This is a genomic window from Chitinimonas arctica, from assembly GCF_007431345.1.
Lineage (GTDB): Bacteria > Pseudomonadota > Gammaproteobacteria > Burkholderiales > Chitinimonadaceae > Chitinimonas > Chitinimonas arctica.
This window is the reverse complement of the sequence record NZ_CP041730.1, coordinates 4,167,759-4,184,309: the sequence shown is the minus strand read 5'-3', so window position 1 is coordinate 4,184,309 and position 16,551 is coordinate 4,167,759. Positions and strand designations below refer to the sequence as shown.

The 16,551-nt window shown below is 57.6% G+C and carries 22 protein-coding genes; 3 read left to right on the top strand and 19 right to left on the bottom strand.

Annotated elements, in window-relative coordinates; all coding sequences use genetic code 11:
* Positions 1 to 98 precede the first annotated feature (98 nt).
* The 15 genes from FNU76_RS19195 to FNU76_RS19125 form a co-directional block, all read right to left on the bottom strand.
* Positions 99 to 776: a hypothetical protein gene (locus FNU76_RS19195; RefSeq protein WP_144279687.1), complete on the bottom strand. Its 678-nt coding sequence runs from the start codon at positions 774 to 776 to the stop codon at positions 99 to 101.
* Between the two features lie 293 nt (positions 777 to 1,069).
* A complete protein-coding gene (locus FNU76_RS19190) occupies positions 1,070 to 1,339 on the bottom strand; it encodes a PAAR domain-containing protein (protein WP_144279686.1) in 270 nt (89 codons plus the stop codon).
* Positions 1,336 to 1,812 carry a phage baseplate assembly protein V gene (locus FNU76_RS19185; RefSeq protein ID WP_179958196.1) on the bottom strand — a complete coding sequence of 159 codons (477 nt, stop codon included), beginning with the start codon at positions 1,810 to 1,812 and terminating at the stop codon, positions 1,336 to 1,338. Before FNU76_RS19185 ends, FNU76_RS19190 begins: the two co-directional genes overlap by 4 nt.
* Entirely contained in the window at positions 1,802 to 2,362 is a 561-nt protein-coding gene (locus FNU76_RS19180; protein ID WP_144279684.1) for a hypothetical protein, read from the bottom strand. Before FNU76_RS19180 ends, FNU76_RS19185 begins: the two co-directional genes overlap by 11 nt.
* The gene (locus FNU76_RS19175) at positions 2,349 to 2,897 is read right to left on the bottom strand and encodes a phage tail protein (protein WP_308418571.1); all 549 of its coding nucleotides are present in this window, start codon (positions 2,895 to 2,897) and stop codon (positions 2,349 to 2,351) included. Before FNU76_RS19175 ends, FNU76_RS19180 begins: the two co-directional genes overlap by 14 nt.
* Positions 2,881 to 3,132 carry a hypothetical protein gene (locus tag FNU76_RS19170; protein ID WP_144279683.1) on the bottom strand — a complete coding sequence of 84 codons (252 nt, stop codon included), beginning with the start codon at positions 3,130 to 3,132 and terminating at the stop codon, positions 2,881 to 2,883. Before FNU76_RS19170 ends, FNU76_RS19175 begins: the two co-directional genes overlap by 17 nt.
* Positions 3,133 to 3,199: 67 nt before the next feature.
* Positions 3,200 to 3,496, bottom strand: a complete 297-nt coding sequence (locus tag FNU76_RS19165; protein ID WP_144279682.1) for a head-tail joining protein — start codon at positions 3,494 to 3,496, stop codon at positions 3,200 to 3,202.
* A gap of 4 nt (positions 3,497 to 3,500) precedes the next feature.
* Complete coding sequence (locus FNU76_RS19160) at positions 3,501 to 4,496, bottom strand: major capsid protein (RefSeq protein ID WP_144279681.1); 996 nt, start codon at positions 4,494 to 4,496, stop codon at positions 3,501 to 3,503.
* Between the two features lie 78 nt (positions 4,497 to 4,574).
* Positions 4,575 to 5,408: a hypothetical protein gene (locus tag FNU76_RS19155; protein ID WP_144279680.1), complete on the bottom strand. Its 834-nt coding sequence runs from the start codon at positions 5,406 to 5,408 to the stop codon at positions 4,575 to 4,577.
* Between the two features lie 100 nt (positions 5,409 to 5,508).
* Complete coding sequence (locus FNU76_RS19150; RefSeq protein WP_144279679.1) at positions 5,509 to 5,856, bottom strand: head decoration protein; 348 nt, start codon at positions 5,854 to 5,856, stop codon at positions 5,509 to 5,511.
* Positions 5,856 to 6,977 (bottom strand): head maturation protease, ClpP-related, encoded by a 1,122-nt coding sequence (locus FNU76_RS19145; RefSeq protein WP_144279678.1) that lies wholly within the window; start codon positions 6,975 to 6,977, stop codon positions 5,856 to 5,858. The genes FNU76_RS19150 and FNU76_RS19145 overlap by 1 nt, the downstream gene beginning before the upstream one ends.
* Complete coding sequence (locus FNU76_RS19140) at positions 6,974 to 8,449, bottom strand: phage portal protein (protein WP_144279677.1); 1,476 nt, start codon at positions 8,447 to 8,449, stop codon at positions 6,974 to 6,976. Before FNU76_RS19140 ends, FNU76_RS19145 begins: the two co-directional genes overlap by 4 nt.
* Positions 8,446 to 8,658, bottom strand: coding sequence for a phage head-tail joining protein (locus FNU76_RS19135; RefSeq protein WP_144279676.1), 213 nt, complete (start codon positions 8,656 to 8,658; stop codon positions 8,446 to 8,448). Before FNU76_RS19135 ends, FNU76_RS19140 begins: the two co-directional genes overlap by 4 nt.
* A 27-nt stretch (positions 8,659 to 8,685) precedes the next feature.
* Positions 8,686 to 10,596 carry a phage terminase large subunit family protein gene (locus tag FNU76_RS19130; protein WP_144279675.1) on the bottom strand — a complete coding sequence of 637 codons (1,911 nt, stop codon included), beginning with the start codon at positions 10,594 to 10,596 and terminating at the stop codon, positions 8,686 to 8,688.
* Positions 10,511 to 11,047 (bottom strand): hypothetical protein, encoded by a 537-nt coding sequence (locus FNU76_RS19125; protein WP_144279674.1) that lies wholly within the window; start codon positions 11,045 to 11,047, stop codon positions 10,511 to 10,513. Before FNU76_RS19125 ends, FNU76_RS19130 begins: the two co-directional genes overlap by 86 nt.
* A gap of 406 nt (positions 11,048 to 11,453) precedes the next feature.
* On the opposite strand from FNU76_RS19125, the gene FNU76_RS19120 reads away from it, so the two are divergent.
* Positions 11,454 to 12,008 (top strand): hypothetical protein, encoded by a 555-nt coding sequence (locus FNU76_RS19120; RefSeq protein WP_144279673.1) that lies wholly within the window; start codon positions 11,454 to 11,456, stop codon positions 12,006 to 12,008.
* Positions 12,009 to 12,011: 3 nt separating this feature from the next.
* Here the strand turns inward: FNU76_RS19120 and FNU76_RS19115 are convergent, their stop codons facing one another.
* The 3 genes from FNU76_RS19115 to FNU76_RS19105 all read right to left on the bottom strand — a co-directional run bounded on the left by FNU76_RS19115 (position 12,012) and on the right by FNU76_RS19105 (position 13,613).
* Positions 12,012 to 12,431: a hypothetical protein gene (locus tag FNU76_RS19115; protein WP_144279672.1), complete on the bottom strand. Its 420-nt coding sequence runs from the start codon at positions 12,429 to 12,431 to the stop codon at positions 12,012 to 12,014.
* Positions 12,432 to 12,918: 487 nt separating this feature from the next.
* Complete coding sequence (locus tag FNU76_RS19110) at positions 12,919 to 13,278, bottom strand: hypothetical protein (RefSeq protein WP_223879095.1); 360 nt, start codon at positions 13,276 to 13,278, stop codon at positions 12,919 to 12,921.
* Positions 13,279 to 13,403: 125 nt separating this feature from the next.
* Positions 13,404 to 13,613: a hypothetical protein gene (locus FNU76_RS19105; RefSeq protein WP_144279671.1), complete on the bottom strand. Its 210-nt coding sequence runs from the start codon at positions 13,611 to 13,613 to the stop codon at positions 13,404 to 13,406.
* Between the two features lie 258 nt (positions 13,614 to 13,871).
* Between FNU76_RS19105 and FNU76_RS19100 the strand changes: the two genes are divergently transcribed.
* Entirely contained in the window at positions 13,872 to 14,819 is a 948-nt protein-coding gene (locus FNU76_RS19100) for a sensor domain-containing diguanylate cyclase (protein WP_179958195.1), read from the top strand.
* Between the two features lie 163 nt (positions 14,820 to 14,982).
* On the opposite strand, the gene FNU76_RS19095 is transcribed toward FNU76_RS19100, so the two are convergent.
* On the bottom strand, positions 14,983 to 15,345 hold the full coding sequence (locus FNU76_RS19095; RefSeq protein WP_144279669.1) for a hypothetical protein: 363 nt from the start codon (positions 15,343 to 15,345) through the stop codon (positions 14,983 to 14,985).
* Here FNU76_RS19095 and FNU76_RS24705 point away from each other — a divergent pair.
* Positions 15,338 to 16,234: a PEP-CTERM sorting domain-containing protein gene (locus FNU76_RS24705; RefSeq protein WP_223879094.1), complete on the top strand. Its 897-nt coding sequence runs from the start codon at positions 15,338 to 15,340 to the stop codon at positions 16,232 to 16,234. The two genes, FNU76_RS19095 and FNU76_RS24705, sit on opposite strands and share 8 nt — an antisense overlap.
* The last annotated feature ends 317 nt before the right edge of the window (positions 16,235 to 16,551 follow it).

Here is a 16,551-nt window from a genome sequence, read left to right as displayed (position 1 = left end):
GGAGGGTTTTCGTGTGTTTCTGGCAGCTCAAGCGCTTGGGGTTGAGGGGAAATTTTCGCTCCCTGAGCAAGGGACATAATCAGGAGAATGGATGTAACTTACGCACGTGCTTTTTTGGCTTTCGGCTCATCCTCTGCAAATATTTGTTTGCTCGAGAATTGTGCCTTTATTTCTGAAAAACCTGGGTCTTGCTCATGGATTAACAGTCCAGGAACGAATTTTTTAGCCTTATAACCTACCTTCTTAAGCTTATCTACTAAACCATCAGCTTGCGCTACCAATATGCTTTTAGGCGTAACAAGTATATTGCGCACTGCCTCTCCCTCCACCTCCGAAATATCGGAAAAATGATAATCCCCGTCGTTTACTTTCAGGATAGCCCCGAGGTGCATATTACTCATCGCGTCTTTTGTATGGGAATTTGCAAGAATGAATCCGCGCCCAATTGGCTTTTCCATGATTTTATCTTTAAATTCACTGTATTCTGTAACCCCTGTAAATTTGCTAGGTAAATCCGAGCCATTGCTAACGCAAATCATCTTATTTCCAAAAACAGCCCACACTGCCGTACGGGTAATGGAGGTGCCCTCATTTTTCCATGGCGTGTATTTATTCTCTGCAATACTCTGAATTATGTGACACGCTGATTCTATGCAGCTTTTAGGCAGTATTTTAAATTTACCAGTAAGGTCCATATTTGCAGGGCCTGTCTTTTTATCCTGTTCTGGCTCTTCACGCTTGCGCTTATTCACCATCCCCCTTGTGCTGACCGGCATATACTTTTCCATTTCTAATTTTTTGGCAAATTAACAATTAATTTGCGCTAAATTCATTCTTAGGCAAAATTACGTAATTTACAATTATACTTAAGTATAACTTTGCTTGCTTTCACTGATATTTTATATCCCCAGCTAAATCACCGACGGAAGCGCAATACTTGGAAATGTAAAAAATAAATTTCTCGGGCAAAACACTCGATTGCATTTTTAAACATGAGAAGGATGCTACGTAGGGGCACGCCTATTAGGATCTGCGGGCAATGCCCTTCCCATCAATAAGCGAGTGCTTATTAAGCAACGCTGAACCAAGTCCGACCAGTAGCTAAGTGACCACAGGAAGCTGCATCGCCGGCCCGACAGACCGGCTGGCCGTCGAGGGTCAGCCAGGATGAGCCCTGCACCATCGATGGCACCGGGCTGTGCGGCGGCAGGCCATGGCCAGCGACGGCATCGCCGATCAGCACAGCCGGCTGGCCATCCACACTGAACCAGCTTTGTCCGCCGCCCAGTTGGTTACCCCCGGCTGCATCCAGGCCAGTCACGGCAATGCCGTAGCTCATGCCTGCACCCCCTCGAACTTGGGCGTACGAAGGGTGACGCCATCGCCGCGCAACTCCAGTTCGGTGGCGCCGACTCGCAGCACAATGCGGCCGTTGGGTGGGGCTTCCACCAAGTATTGATGCGCCTGCCAGTCATATTCGACCCTGGCGCCATCGGGCATCTGCTCGACCGTCGCATGCGGGCGCTGATCGGGCTGGGCGTGCTGGTTGGTATTGAAGCCGGGCAGAATGAACCCGCCTTCCGGCAGGCCGCTGGGGGACAACATCAGTACTTGCTCGCCCTTGCTGGGCGGCCGCCACTTGCGCACCTGGCCGGCCGCGAACGACGTCCAGGGCAACCAGGCCGACACCCAGTTGCCAATGCGAACCCTGGCGCGGGCCGGCGGAGTGTGGCGGACTTCTTCGACGGCACCGGCCGCCAGCAGCACGGCCAGCCGGCGGTCGATCTCGTTGACGGCGTAGTTATCGGACATGGTGGCTTTCTCCCCAGTCAGGGGGCGGGGGGTCACCGGCCGGCCAATAGCGGTCAGCGCGGCCTTCGCCGGTTTCGGGGTAGATGCCGAGCAGCAGGGACAGGCCAGTTTCATCGGGGTAAGGCCAGGTGGTTTTGCCTAGGTGGATTTCGTGGGTCCACTCGACCAGCCAGACCAGATAACTATCCAGCTCGGGCTTCATGGCGTCCTCGCCGGCTTGCAGCAAGGTCGCCAGACCGATGGGCAAGCCCCAGTTTTCGTGCTGAATCGCCACGGCAATACGGGCAGCCAATTCGCGCACCAGCAGATAGGCTTGGCGCTGGTTAGGATCGACCACCACCCGCGCCTGGATATGCACGACCAGGGCGGTTTCGCTGGTGCCGGGGTCGGTACCGGCCTCGAATTCCGACAGCTCCAGGAACACCGCCGGGATATCGATGCGCCGGCCGATATCGGGATAGGCTTCGACCGTCTTGGCAGCGGGTCCGAGCTTGGTACGCAGTCCGGCCACAATGGCCTCATGCAATTGGCCCAGGTTATCGAGTCCCATGGCTTCCTATCCGGCCGATGGCCTTCTGCAGTTCGTAGTTCACCTCCTGGCGCAGCACGACCAGCAAGCGCGCTTCCACCTGGGCGGCAATTTGCCGAAAAGCGGCCTCGCCAGGGTCATCCCATTCGAGCTTGACCTCGGCGATGGGATAGCGTGCTTTGCCGGTTCGCTGGAACACCGGTCCGGTCGGTGCCCGCTGTGCCATCGTCCAGGCGCCGGCAAAGCGGTGCTTACCGGCGGTGATGCCGCGCCGGGTTTGGCGAGGCGTACCGAGTCGATTGGCTTGCAGGGGATTGAGGCCTAGCCAGACCTTGCCGACGTCGCGGGAGCGCAGGAAAAAGTAGAGCCGCTGGCGCAGCACTTTTTGCGGCACGTTGGTACTCTTGGCGACGGTCTTGGCGACTTGGCCTTTTACCCAGGTGGACACCTTCCGCAGCGTGCGGCGCCAGGCGGCCTGCATGGCGGAGGGCGGTAGTGCGCGAAAGAGATCGGCTACCTTTCGGGTATCGAGTTCAACATTAATCGGATCGATCATTCTTTGTCGCAGCAGCCTCTTCTTCCAATTGGTCAATAAGCACTTTAGCTATGTCAACTGCATTTAAATCAGCTTTTATTGAATCAGAAAACCAATCGGGGATAGCCGCCATTTGAATTCGCTCTCCCCCTTTAAATATTCTAAAGGACCCTTGCCATAAGCCAGCTCTTTCGCCCTTAATTGCTTGGATTGCATTTGGCGAAATGTCGTATCCGCGATATCCAATAAAGCTCATAGCCGTCTCCGGTAACTTTCACAAAACCCTGCAGGAGCACCTACTTTAGTAAATTTTAGAGGCGAACCTAGCAAGGTCTCAGAATTAAACGCATCCAACCCGTGCCATCAGGTTCGATGCCGACTACCTCATAGGCCAGGCCATCGACCACCACGGCGGCACCTTTGACGATCCCCACCGCGTCGGCATCGCGCATCGACAACTGCGGCTCGACGATGGCGGTCTTCAATCGACCGAACTGCGGTTGTAACCAGGGTGCGGCGAATATGCCGCGCGCTGGCTTGCCATCGACCTGGGCCGCATCGCCCAGGACATCGAGCAAGACGCCATCCATGGCGCCACTGAGTTCGCAGAAATCATCCATGGGCTTACTTGGTCAGCTTAATGACGGCACGAGGACGGGTGCAGAGGTGCAGCGGGTTGGACTGGGCTTCCAGCATCACGCCCTTGCCGAATTGCATCGGCTCCTGCTTGGCGTAGTACGGTACGCCGGTGGTATTGACCGTTTCCATGTAGTCGGCCGGGGCGAAGCGGGTGATGAATAAATCCGATACTCCCTCGGGGACGGCATAGGCTTCATCGTCACCGACAAAGCCGACACCACCCAGGCGGCCGCGATAGCGCTCGAACTTCACGCCCCCAAAGTCGAAGGCCTCACGCGGATCGCCCCGCAAGCTGGCGGCCAGCTCCGTCGCGAGGAAGGTCTCGCGGAAGGACCTATGGGTGATGAACGCATTCCAAAAATTCTTACCGCACTGCACCCGCACGCCGGTGAACGTGAGATTGCCTAGGGTGTCTTCGATCAGATCCTGCAAATCGCCGCACTTCAGCCGGATATCGGTATCGGCCTTGCTCAGCTCGAAGGGAAACACCTGCTGCTGAATGCCGAAGCGCTCGAACAGGTCCAACAGCACCGCTGTGCCGTCGGCATCCAGCACTTGGCCCTTGACCGCGCCGATGCGTTGATACTCATGGGTGGCATCCAGTTGCTTGCGCATTTTGCGCAAACGCTTCTCTACCACCGTGCTGATTGCGGCCAGCTCGGTCTGGCTGCCGAAGGCGCGTACGCCCTGTACCTCGTCCGCCGTGATGGCGGCGGTTTGCGGCAGGTGAATGGTGTTGAACGGAATCAGCTTGCGCTTACTGCCATGCACAACCAGGCCAGGTTGGCCGCGCTGACCGGCAGGAACCAGCGACAAGGTATCGCCGTCCTTCTCGATCTGGACGGTGGTTGTACTAATGCCTTCCTCATCGAACAGGCCCATATCACCCAGCTTGCTGGGGACAGTGGGTTGGTCGTTGATGGTGGCGGTGAGCGACGACACCGAAAAAGCGTCGTCTTCAAAAATGGATAGTTCTGCCATGCAGCTCCAGAAATTAAAAAACCCAGCGCTGGGCTGGGTTGCGTTATCAGATGACGGTGATGGTAATACCTTACTCGTCTAGATAAAGAAGCGCGACGATTGAACAGCACTGAAGGTGTTAAGCAGGAATGATTTATCTTGCTCGCGCCTAACCAGTATTGTCACGTCTGCCTTCCAATCACCTAGGATTACAAAGTGGACTTTCAAATCCGACATGTCTTCGAAGGCCTTTGCGAGCAAAACACGGTCCTGCTTGATGTGTGTAGTGATCCATGCCCCTTGAAGTACTGTATCGGGATCTGCGTCCAAGAATTTGTCCTCCACACTTCGGAAGAGCAGCGACGGGGAATGCGTTGGCTTTAGCATCAGCCCGTTCTCATCACCTAGTTCTATTTGTTTAAGGAGGTCGATGAATCGGCTTTTCACGTCAAGGATTATTCGACGATCCGATGCTTGAATGGCCCAGTCGATGGTTTTATTACCAGTTCCTAGCCCCTCGACTTCAAAGTCTGTCTCCGCTGCGGAATGGAGACGTGCTCCAGGCATCATCTCGGCCAGAGTTTCCCAGTGTTTCACGCGGTCATTCAGTCGAAAAAAATAGGCGTCACGCTTTTTCCCAGGCACATGAACACAAGCAGTTCGGACAGCAATGTGCAAGTAGTCCACGAAAGGCCACGTGTGCGGCCCGAATAGCTCGCCATTCACGGTGTATGGCGCGCCGAATTCATAGCGCCAAAGGCCCGTTCGCTTGTCCAGAAAGGCTTCGGAATCCACGAGCGGCGACGGAAGCATCGCAAGGCGTTCTTCTTGGACAACTGGCGGGAGCGCCTCGGTTTCCATGCGCTGCACTAGCAAATCCCTGAGCGAACTCTTTGCCACAACAAATTGAGGAGCAATATGGTCGATATGCATATTGGGTGTAAATTGAATAGACCGCGCAATTGTAGACTCCAGCTTAGATCTGAAAACTGGCGATTAGTTCATAGCAATATGTATTTGGTCGGCGCTGCGTCTAACGAACGATCACATTTCGCGCCTTGAGATCGGCCCGCCCGGCCACATCCAAGCCGGTGAGGCGTTCGGCAGACACCTCACAAAGCCGGACGTGTCCGACCGCGCGACGCGGCACAATCGATTCTGGCAATGGCGCATACAGGATGCCCACAGCCACTTCGCTACCATCGTTAGCCGCATTATTGTAGGGCACGTACTCCCCGCCCACGGTCTTGATCCCCAGCACTTGGCCGGCAGGTAGGAAAGGCCCAGCCGCGACTACAATCGCCTCCCTGGAGATATTGCCTTGGCCTTCCGACAGCAGGTATTCGCCGGTATGGTTTCCTTCTACTTTGATATTTCTCACTACTTGCGTCCTTTCGTGTCAGCCTTGGGCTTGCCCTTGCGGGCTGCATAGATGTCGGTGGCGTTGGGCGTCTTGGCCAGCAGTGCGGTCTCACTCGGTGCCGGTTCGCGGTTGTCGATTTCGTCCATATCGGCGGCGATCAGCTTGTCGAGCAACCGCGCACGCACGGCATCGGCACCCAGCCCAGCGGCCAAGTAGTCGCCGGCCAGTTCCGGCAACTTGGCAGTGAGGCACAGGGCCGATACGGCTTCGATGCGGCTGATTTCAGCGGCCACGGTGGCCTCGTCCTTGAGGGCAGTGGACACGATCAATACCTCGGCGAGTTGGGGATGCCCGGCCTGGATACAGGCTTGGGTTAGGCGGGCTGCCAGGGCGGCAACATTGAGGGCGGGTTCCTGCGGCGGCTTTGGCGCCGGTTCGTTTACCGAATCGGCTGGCGTGTCTTTCTCCATGAGCGCCTGCGGCAATTTCCGATACTTGGCCAGGACGGGCGACAACGCCCGCGCCTTGACTTGCACCGTCCCGCTGATTTCATCGGCCAGGCCCAGGGCGACCGCCTCGTAAGGAGACAGCCAGGTTTCCGCATCCAGCATGGTTTTCAGGGTGGCTGCGTCCATCTTGGGCGCCTTGGCGCGGTAGGTTGCCAGCAGGCCGCCGGTGACCTTGTCGAGGACATCAGCGGTCTTGCGCAATTCCTCTGCATCACCCGATGCCCAAGTCCACGGGTTGTGGATCATCATCATGGTGTTCTCAGCCATCACCACGCGATGGGCGCCGCAGGCAATCACGCTGGCGGCGCTGGCAGCCAGGCCATCGATCCTTACCGTGCAGCGGTCACCCAGGCGGGCCAGGGCATTGGAGATGGCAAAGCCGTCAAACACATCGCCGCCATCACTATCGATTGCCACGGTAATCGCCGACTTGCCATCGTCCAAGGCTTTCAAGTCGCGAATAAAGTCTGCGGCTCTCAGGCCCCAGCCGCCGATATCGTCGTAAATCATCACTTCGATGGCCTGGCCGGCCGTCTCAGATTTCGCCATGTTGTACCAGGGCCGGCTACCGTTACCGGTGCCAGCCTTGGCATAGATACGCGGCACATTGGCCCTCTGGATTGGCGTCATGCAGCTTCTTTCGTTGTTTTGGGTTGGATGACAGGGTCGGTGCTGTAGACCAGGCCTAAGCCTTGCGCCCGCTTGAGCGAGGCGGCGTTCTCGGCGTCAATCGTTTCGGTGTCGTAGCCCATGGACAGGGCCACTTCGTCTCGCGACTTGAAGCCGGCCTTGACCTCTTCTTGCCGGGTCTGGACATCCTGCAGGGGGTGCAGGTACTTCCATGCCTGCGGCACCCAACGGGTACGCAAGTAAGCACGGCGCTGCGCGGGGTAGTTGGGTAAGTCAATCGCGCCTGCCAACACAGCGGCATCCAGCCACGCAGCCCGTACGGGGCGGCACAGCTGGTGGACGTAAAGACTGGTCTGGATCTGTTCGATGCGGCGCTGAAACTCGTTCAGCACAACCCGAATGACGCGGTCGCTCACACCACGCAGGTCACCGGTCAGCAGCTCATATGGAAGGCCACGTGCTGCCGCGACAGCTTGCAGCTGCTGGCGGATGTAGTCGCCATAGTTGTTGCCGGCATCGGGCGGGGTGCTGAATTCCACTTCCTCGCCGGGCAGCAGCTCTTGCATGGTGCCGGGCTCCAGCCCGACCATGGGGGCGGAGTCGTCAAGCTGCTCCAGCGGCAGGCCATCGGGGCCGACCGGCACATCATCCGGCGCCGGTTTGCGGATAAAGCCGGCAAACAGGTTGGCGACTTCCTGGCGGAACAGCACCGCGTCTTGGAATTCGTTCAGGTGCTTCAACTGGACCAGAATCGCGGTCAAGCCCGGCACGCCACGCAACTGCCCGGCCCGTTGCACTTCGCGGATATGCAGTATCTGATCGGCAGGGACGCGGACCAGATCGTTGTAGGTGCTGGTCGGTACCGTACCTTCGCCGGGGTGGCTGCGATACATCCAGTACGCCACCCTGCGGCCGGTGCTATCGAACTCGATGCCGGCGCGGATGACATTACCGTTCGCGGCAATTTCGTGCTTGGTGTGGGGCACGAATTCCGGTTCCAGCACTTGCAGCTGAAGCGGGACCGCCAGTCCATCGCTGAGCTTGCGCACCCGTAGCCGCACAAAGCACTCGCCGGCCAGCTCGACCGTGCGGCATGCCAGCATCTGCTGGCCGTAGAAATCCGTGGCGTCATCAGCGTCGGACTCTTCTACCCAGTCGTCCCACAGTTCCTGCAACAGCGCCCGAATGAAAGGATCGGCATGCTTGGGCTTCGGCGCGATGCCGGTACCAATCATATTGCTGACGATCCGATCCACGCTGGCGATGGCATAGGGATCGTTGCGGTAAGCGGCCCTGGAGCGGCTGCGCAGGCTGGCGAGGTTGCCCAGCACCGAGCTGGTAGGGCCTAAATCGGAGGGTTGCCAATTGCGTGCCCGTCGTCCTTCGCCGCCAGCTTCATAGGGGTTCGCCAGCGCTTTGAGGCGATCAGGCTTCAGGAAGCCTTGGCGAGCCATATGTCGGGCACGCTTCATTCGATCCCCTTGCCCGCGTGATAGAACAGCACCCGCCGGGCGCGCCCTCGGTTCGCCTGCTTGGTTAGCTCAGTCTTGATGGCATCGCGGGCGGCCTGCAGTTCCTTGAAGCTGCCGTATTCGATCTTGCGATCAGCGAACTGGACCACCCGCACGCCCTTGGCAATGGCCCGATCCAGGGTGTCGATATCGGCTTGGGTAAAGGCCATGGGGTTCCTTTCTTTTGAATCGGTCGGCTACCGCTTGAGATAACCGGAGCGCACCGTCCGCCGCGCCGGCAAGCGACTCGCCCCACTGGTGGGTGGGGCGCGGGGTGTTCGTGCGGTCGCTTCGACGGGTCGGACGGGCGGTGGTGGCGTGAGTGGGACAACACGGTCCGGCGCTTCGTAGACCGGCACAATCGTGCGGCGGGCCAACACCAGGCGCCGTTCGATCTTCAAGCCCTGGAGGGCGGCATAGGCATAAGCCCGGCAATCCAGTGCCTCATTGCGGGCACCGGCCGGTTTCTCCCAAATCCGGACCTCTTGGCCGCGCTTGTCGGTCTTGGTGATGCGCTTTTCGACGGTGGCCTGGGTGAACCATTCCTCGTCGTAGGCCATTGAGAAGTGGCAATAGCCAGCTCCCGGTTCGGCGATGTTGAAGCGGGCGTAGATTGCGTCCTTGGCCGTGTCCACCCCGATCATTCGCAGGATATGGCCCTGGTATTTCTTGGACTTCGACTGCCGTTTAGGCCACACCGGCCGCGCACCACCTTGGCCCTTGATCGCCCAGATATTGCGAGCACTGCGCGGAGTACAGAATTCGTACACCTGTTGCACAGAATGTCCGCCGGAGTCGATACACGTCGCCATGATGCGCAACGTTCGGCCGTCTTCGGTTTGGCAACGCACGGTCGCCAGCAATGCATCCAGGCGTTGCCAGACGTCCGGCTCGGCGGTGGGGCCGTGCAGCACGATGGGCTCGATGCCCCATGACTCCTCGCCCATGCCCCAGCCGACCAGCTCGACTTCCAAGCGGTCGGGATGGGTATCCACGCCAGCGGTGACAACCAGCACGTCCGCCGGCAGGGTTTGGGCATCATAGCTTTCACGCCGCTTCGCCAGACCATCGGCATCGGCCTGCTCGCCCGCTTCCTCGTAGGGCTCGCCCATGGAGGTGTTCCACCACGTCTTCAGCTCCTCAGGATTGCCTTGGGCGCTGAGGAATTCGGTGACGACCTCGGCGAATAGGCGCCACGGGGAGTACAGCTCGTTCAAATGGAAGCCCGCGATGCGACTGGCGGGGTTGCCGGCGATCCATTGGCCGTTTGCCAACATGGCCGGCTTATCGGCGTCGGTGATGGCGCAACCATTTTGGGGACAGACCATCCGTGCCAGCTCGGGCTGGGCCGGGTCGAACAGCATATTGGTCCAGCTCAGCACGTGCATATGGCCGCATTGCGGGCACGGCAAGTGGTAGCAGCGCTGATCTGAGCGCAGCCAGGCCCGTTCGATACGGCTCTTGCCCTTGATGCCGGGCGTACTGAACATCCCGATCTTCTTGCGGGAGCGGAAGGTAATCGTGCGCTTACGGCCCAGGTTGACCGGGTCGCCTTCGGTACCAGCCGAGTCCGGGTAGCGGTCCACTTCGTCGAACAGCACGATGCGGATGGGGCGGCTTGCCAAGCCGGCCGGCGCATTGGCGCCGATCAAGGTGATATGGCCGCCCGGAAAATTCTTCTTGAGGATGGTGTTACCGCTGTCGCGGCTCTTGGCTTCCAGCACCTTGCCGCGAAGGGCTGGTGTGTCGCGGATCATCGGCGCCAAGCGGTCCTTGGAAAACACCTCGGCCATTTCGACCGTAGGCTGCACGATCAGGATCGGCGACGGGTCTTCAGCCACAAAGCACCCGATGACGGCTTTGAAGATCAGCGTCTTGCCCACCTGCGAGGACGCCATCATGACCACCTCTTGGAAGCCGTCCGAGTGGAAGGCATCCATGATGCCGCGCTGATAGGGGGCGCGATCCGTACGGAATTTACCGGCCTCGGCGCTATCTTCGGGCGAGAGATATAGCTCGGCGTCAGCCCACTGGCTGACCGTGATCCGCCTCGGCGGCGCCCACACCTTCGAGGCTAGGCGCAAGGCTTGTTGCAGGTTCGGGATCATCGGCGGGCTTCCAGTCGGCTAGCTCGGCGAGGGCTTCGTCTACCGCTTCGGTGAGGATTCGCTCGGCTTCCTTGGCGGTTCGGGTGTTGAGTAAGGAGGGTGCCAGTCGGCCGGGCAGGTTGAGCAGCTGGGACTTGGCGGCAGAGATCATCTCCGTCCAGGCTTGCACTGCATCGGCAGCCCGAATCAGTACGCCATCGGCCAAGGCGTTCTCGCGCTCGACCTTGATGGCCTGGGCACGGGTTAAACGGGTCTTCTCGCTATTGAGGTCGCCCACATCGCCGTTGAGCTGGCCATTCACATGGCGGATATAGCCGGTCACGCAGGCGACAAGTTCGTATTGCCCACGGGCGGCGGGCTTGGGAAGGATGTTCTCTTTGACCAGCTGCTGGACCCGGCGCGGGGTCATATCCAGCAACTTGGCGAGGGTATCGACGGAAACTGTGGGCATGGGACTCCAAACGCTTCAAAACGAAACGGTTTGACGGGTAAATTCGTTTGGGTTGAACGCTACTGGAGCGCCTAACGCAACTGGGGAAACTGCTGAAAGCCTTACGCCACAAGGCTTTGCGGGGAGCGGTGGGGGATGGTCTGCACAACTAGGCCGATAGGAAACGAAACCGACGAAAAACTTGGTAACTAGCTGAATCGCGCGGGTATGCCGACCCGCAGAGCACGCAGATCGCCAGGGACCCTGGCTTTCCGCGCTTTCAAATTAGAGATTCCCCATCTTACAATTATGCTGTCGGCATATTGACTACATCAACCACATCCTGGCCAAACGACAATTGGCAGTCTACGGAAACAAACAGTAAACTAACGCGACTGTCTGCATAATCGCTTTATAAGGTCTACCCTTGACGATGCGTACTACATTTACGCTAAACGATTTGAAAGCTAATAGGCCACTGCTTGAAGAGGCCATTCTCAAATCGCTTTCACTCCAAGCCCCAACACTTGAGATTCGTACTAATGATGAACTTCTCTGCTCTGCCTACATAATCGAAGTTAAGAAGACATCGATATCTTCGTGGGCGGAAGCTATTGTCATTCTTGCCAATTTGGAGCTGCACTGGCTTGAGGAGTGGGGGCGCGAATTAAAAGACGATGATCTGTCGAACATTATAAATTTATGGCTTCTTCCTGAATTTGAAACTTACAAACCCCGAATGCTTGACGCATCACAAATCAAAGAAATAATTAATCAATTTCGTAAGGGAATTGAGAATATTCGACCATCTCACATGGAAGTGCTTGTTGACGGGAAACATTCAGACTCGGATTTTCGAAGCGTGCTTCCCGGAGAAAAAATAGTTTCCGGATTAACCCTGCGGCACGAATGGAATGATGTCGAATTGGTTTACGAAACAGCTAGTTGTTATGGGCTATACAGTTGGGGGACGGGCGCTTAGTAATTACTGACAGCCCCGGCTTTTGCAGAACTTCCTTAGGAATTTGGAATGCAAGCGCGAGAGCAAACGCATCAGCCAGAACTCCGATTCGCGGCGGGCGAAGAATTCTTTCTTGTACGCCTCGAATTCATTCAGCGTGAGCCAAGCCCCGTTGGAGTTGAACATAAATCCTTCGCCGCTTTCGAGGACGACATTTTCCGCGATGCTCACCACGCAGCGCGAAATCACGAGGTCCAGTGGAATCTTCGCGGTGGTATGGATGCGGCGTGCCTCCTTGACTAGGTCATCCTTCTTCGCGAATTCGCGTAGTTCAAATTCCCGGTTTCCGTCGTCATCCTCCACTAGCAAGAGCACACATTCCTTGGTGGGATCGATATCCGATCTTTTCCAGAGTGGGCGTTTAATGACTCTACGATGCTCCATGGCGTTCACCCTTCAAATCTTGATCCCAGGAGACCAAGCCGAGATCACTTGTTGTGGCAAGCGTTTGCCCGCCTGGTCCCGCATCGATAGCACGGTTACAGCATGAACGAAGGTTGCGTTGCTAGGTGGCAGAAGTTTTGGCGCTGGGTCGCGACGCCTCTACGGCCGCCAACTGCTCAGCCGGGTGACCTCCTCCCGGCAAACCGAGCGGTCGAACCCAGGGATTCCCAGCCTTAACAACGCCGAACTTGCAGCATTGGCATAAATGCTAAGCTCAATGTTGTGGCTCCGGTTAAACCCACGCAGCGATCATATCGAGTTGTGCGGCGGAGATGGAATCAATCCACTGCAAATCCCACATACCGGCCGTAGTTGTAGCCCGAAGGATCGACAAGCAGCCTGATGCGACCAGGTACGCTGACATCGCCTTGGGTTGCCTACCGGCATGCATGCCACTGCGATTGGGCAGCCAGTTGCTGAACGTTTTCTATTTACCTTCGTTACCACTGCGACGACCATCTAGCCAGCGACGAAGCTCCTGTCCCTGAAGTTTGCGTAACACTTCCGGCATCGTCATCAGTGATTTATCCCACCCTTCCAAATCCATCACGCAATCCAGGCATTCCTGCAATCTTGCGTGCGCCTCCTCGGTCGCATTCGCGATCAGGTGGTGGGTCTCACGCAAAGGGGCATCGTCACGGCTCAGGCACATTTGCTCGTAAGCGTTTACTTCACGCAATGCCAGCATCAGCCTGGCGACTTGTGCCGGGCAGGCGCACTGATAAATCATGGCTTGGTCGATGATGTGTTCAAGCTGCTGGTCACCATACTTTGCTCGCAGATCCATTGCACGCTCCTCCTCGATGACTTGTTATAGCGTATGCGTACAACGGATGAGCCACACCATGCTGTTGGGCGGCGGGGCTTGATCACCCGCGCAACGACTACACGACGTTGCGCGGAACTCATGGATCACTCCACCGAGAATCCCATATGCCGCCCGTAGTTGTATCCGGAAGGATCGACAATCGGCGTGCGGCGCCCTGGTGCGTTGACAGCCATCACCTTACGTCGCTGGCCGACGTTTAGGCAGGTGCGACTGGGCAACCATTCTCGATCAGCCAACAGGTAGCTGGCGAAGTCGTCGTACTCGGCTGCGGTCAGTTCGCGGGTCTCGGCCACTACGACTAGTCCCCACCTGCAGGCGACGCAGGTCGGCAGGAACCCCGCCCATATGGAGTCCCTCCCTCTGACGTGAGAACTATCCTTCAGTTTGATTGAAGTCCAACAGAAGCGTGGCACCTAGCGCGGGATGGATGAGATCAACCTTTTCTTTGAAATCGGCTGGTGTCTTACTGAGCTTAAGCAATGTAACGATTGAGGCTAAATGTTCGCGATCAAAGGCTTACCATTTCGCAAGCATGCTTGGTAGACTGCTCCTTGAGCTTTGCAAAGGTGAACTCCGTGATTCCCGACGCAAATACACCGACCGACGGCCAGACGTTGCTGGCTCTTGCGCTGACATCGATCGCCAATGCGATCTTCATCACTGACAGTACGGGTTGCGTCATCTGGGTCAACGAGGCGTTCTGCCGCCTTAGCGGCTACGCGCCCCAAGATATTGTCGGTCACTCCCCCTCGCTGCTGCAATCAGGCCGACAGGACGGATATTTCTATCGTCGGTTGTGGCGGACCATCCAGTCCGGCAAGGTCTGGCACCAGGAGATCGTGAACAAGCGCAAGGACGGTACGTTTTATACAGTGGAGGAGATCATCACTCCGCTTTACGATGCCAACGGCAAAATCAGTCACTTCATCGCCTTCCAGCACGACCTCGGCAAACGACGGGAAAGAAACCAGCGCCAGCAATTCCTGGCCTATCACGACAGCCTGACCGGTCTGATCAATCGCCCGCGTTTCATGGAACAACTTGAAGAAACTCTGACGCAAAGCCAGCATGATCATTGCCGCATGGCTCTGCTATTCATTGATCTCGATCACTTCAAGGAAGTCAACGACCAATACGGCCATACGGTCGGCGACAGGCTGCTCAAGGCGGTAGCTAGACGGCTGCGCAGCGCAGTGCGACAAGACGACATCGTGGCGCGACTGGGCGGCGATGAATTCACCGTCATCGTGAAATGCCTCTCCCAGCCTGAGCCAGCTACCTTGATGGCGGAAAAACTGGTCGCCTCGGTCGGTCGCCCCTACCACCTCGCCAACCACTCGCTGGAGATCGGTGCAAGCATCGGCATTGCGCTGTATCCCGAGGACGGGGATACCCCCACACAACTCCTTGAGCATGCAGACGAGGCCATGTATCGCGCCAAGCAAGCCGGGCGCGATGGTTGGCGTCGCTACGGCGATTGCCTTCGAACAAACGAGTAGCAGGATGTTTGATGGCGATCAAGCCCGGAATGCACAGATGTGCATAACTTGCTCTCATGCCGCTTTTCGGGTGGCACTTGCACACGCGAAGGAGAGCAACCATGAGCGATATGCAGAACGTTATCGTCAGAGCGACGGCCTTCGCCCCTGACCGGCGCATGAGTCAGTACGTTCTGGTGCCGGCATCGTCACGCGTGCGCGCGTCCCCGTCGTGCTCAGTCAACGTTGACACGATCTGGCTGGGTGGCAAGCTGGCGAACTCTGGACTGTTGGCGACAGCTAGCAATTGCACGCGTTCGGCTTCGCTGAGCTTGTTGACGGGTGCCGGCCGTGCCACGCTAGTCCGCACATCAACAAGCACCGTATCGCCGCCCTGTTCCTCCGACAACGTAGGCTGTTTGAACAGCAACTTCGCACCCCATACGCTTCGCAATAGCCCAAATGCACCATTGCTCTGGTCGCACACGCGCTGATACAAGCATGCACGCATAAAAATCATATTCAGGGAGTCAATACCAATGAACACAAGCAAGCTTGCCTTACAACTAGCCGCTAGCAGCCTGTTCGTCACGATATTAGGCACAGCCCACGCCGCCAATGTATCCACCACTGTTTCCTACGATACCGCCGGCCTGGAGCGCACCGACTTGCTGGTCCCGGCCAGCGTAAGCACTAGCGGCCCAGTCTCCAGTTACGTCGATGCCACCAGTCTGCCGCCCGTTCAGCTCCCTGGCCGTGAGCTACCTCACAGCAAGTACATGAATTTAGTGGCCACTGCGAACGACCGTAGCGAATTGACCGCCAACGTCCGGGACTTGCGCGTTGGCGGTATTGCCACCACCAGCGCAAGCTGGAGTGATAGTTTCGTCAACAATAGCGGTAGCAGCCGGAACTACAAATTCAACCTGGCGCTTGAGGGTGTGAGGTCCGTGATGGGCGGCTGGACCCGAGACCTGGATCGGCAAGACCATCAGGCTGGCTTCGTCGCGGATGTGCTGGTCAACGGCGTGTCGGTATGGCGTTCGGCCCAGACCTACACCTACCACGCAGGCGTGGCCTCGGTCATCAAATCGGGTTTCGATGTGGGAGATGCAGTCGTCCAAACCGAGCCCAATAGCATCTATGCGGAATTCACGCTGGATCACTATTTCGGCCAGGTGGATCTGGGTACTTTCGCCAACGGCCAGTCAGCCGATATCAGCTACACGCTGACTTCCTTTGCTCGCTGGAGCGATCCGGAAGGCTGCACATTGGAATGTGGCCACGTCTACATGGTTATTTCCGACAACAACGGCCTCAATGACCAGCGCATCATATCGGCGCCTGTACCCGAGCCGGAAAGCTATGCCATGCTGCTGGGCGGCCTAGGCATGGTTGGCGCTATTGCCCGTCGTCGTAAGGCCGCCGCGAAGTAATGTTCAGCAAAGATAAATGTGCTCAATCTGCGGAACAAAGGCACGTTGCGTTGCGCGACCTTGTCGCAGACTGCTACCAGTCGGCTTGGCCCACACAGTGTGATTGATGACGCGCGGCCGCTCGGCGATCAGTAGCTCTATCCGTGCAGCCATCTGAGGCGATAGCAAACATTTTTGTCGTGCCAGGCTCGCCGCCCCTCGCGAAGGGGAGAGGCCTTGGCTAAGACCGCAGGTAGCTTGCGCGTTGAAGTGGTCGGCATCGTGTTACAGCACGGCGCCGGCCGCCTCTTCTCATACCCCGAAGACGGAAACGAAAA

Excerpts from the sequence above, each read along its gene's own strand:
- FNU76_RS19185 (WP_179958196.1), bottom strand. The coding sequence starts at position 1,812 with ATGTCCGATAACTACGCCGTCAACGAGATCGACCGCCGGCTGGCCGTG.
- FNU76_RS24705 (WP_223879094.1), top strand. The coding sequence starts at position 15,338 with ATGAACACAAGCAAGCTTGCCTTACAACTAGCCGCTAGCAGCCTGTTC.
- FNU76_RS19175 (WP_308418571.1), bottom strand. The coding sequence starts at position 2,897 with ATGATCGATCCGATTAATGTTGAACTCGATACCCGAAAGGTAGCCGAT.
- FNU76_RS19115 (WP_144279672.1), bottom strand. The coding sequence starts at position 12,431 with ATGGAGCATCGTAGAGTCATTAAACGCCCACTCTGGAAAAGATCGGAT.
- FNU76_RS19190 (WP_144279686.1), bottom strand. The coding sequence starts at position 1,339 with ATGAGCTACGGCATTGCCGTGACTGGCCTGGATGCAGCCGGGGGTAAC.
- FNU76_RS19125 (WP_144279674.1), bottom strand. The coding sequence starts at position 11,047 with ATGCCCACAGTTTCCGTCGATACCCTCGCCAAGTTGCTGGATATGACC.
- FNU76_RS19155 (WP_144279680.1), bottom strand. The coding sequence starts at position 5,408 with ATGCATATCGACCATATTGCTCCTCAATTTGTTGTGGCAAAGAGTTCG.
- FNU76_RS19195 (WP_144279687.1), bottom strand. The coding sequence starts at position 776 with ATGCCGGTCAGCACAAGGGGGATGGTGAATAAGCGCAAGCGTGAAGAG.
- FNU76_RS19165 (WP_144279682.1), bottom strand. The coding sequence starts at position 3,496 with ATGGATGATTTCTGCGAACTCAGTGGCGCCATGGATGGCGTCTTGCTC.
- FNU76_RS19135 (WP_144279676.1), bottom strand. The coding sequence starts at position 8,658 with ATGGCCTTTACCCAAGCCGATATCGACACCCTGGATCGGGCCATTGCC.
- FNU76_RS19140 (WP_144279677.1), bottom strand. The coding sequence starts at position 8,449 with ATGAAGCGTGCCCGACATATGGCTCGCCAAGGCTTCCTGAAGCCTGAT.
- FNU76_RS19180 (WP_144279684.1), bottom strand. The coding sequence starts at position 2,362 with ATGGGACTCGATAACCTGGGCCAATTGCATGAGGCCATTGTGGCCGGA.
- FNU76_RS19160 (WP_144279681.1), bottom strand. The coding sequence starts at position 4,496 with ATGGCAGAACTATCCATTTTTGAAGACGACGCTTTTTCGGTGTCGTCG.
- FNU76_RS19170 (WP_144279683.1), bottom strand. The coding sequence starts at position 3,132 with ATGAGCTTTATTGGATATCGCGGATACGACATTTCGCCAAATGCAATC.
- FNU76_RS19130 (WP_144279675.1), bottom strand. The coding sequence starts at position 10,596 with ATGATCCCGAACCTGCAACAAGCCTTGCGCCTAGCCTCGAAGGTGTGG.
- FNU76_RS19145 (WP_144279678.1), bottom strand. The coding sequence starts at position 6,977 with ATGACGCCAATCCAGAGGGCCAATGTGCCGCGTATCTATGCCAAGGCT.
- FNU76_RS19110 (WP_223879095.1), bottom strand. The coding sequence starts at position 13,278 with ATGGATCTGCGAGCAAAGTATGGTGACCAGCAGCTTGAACACATCATC.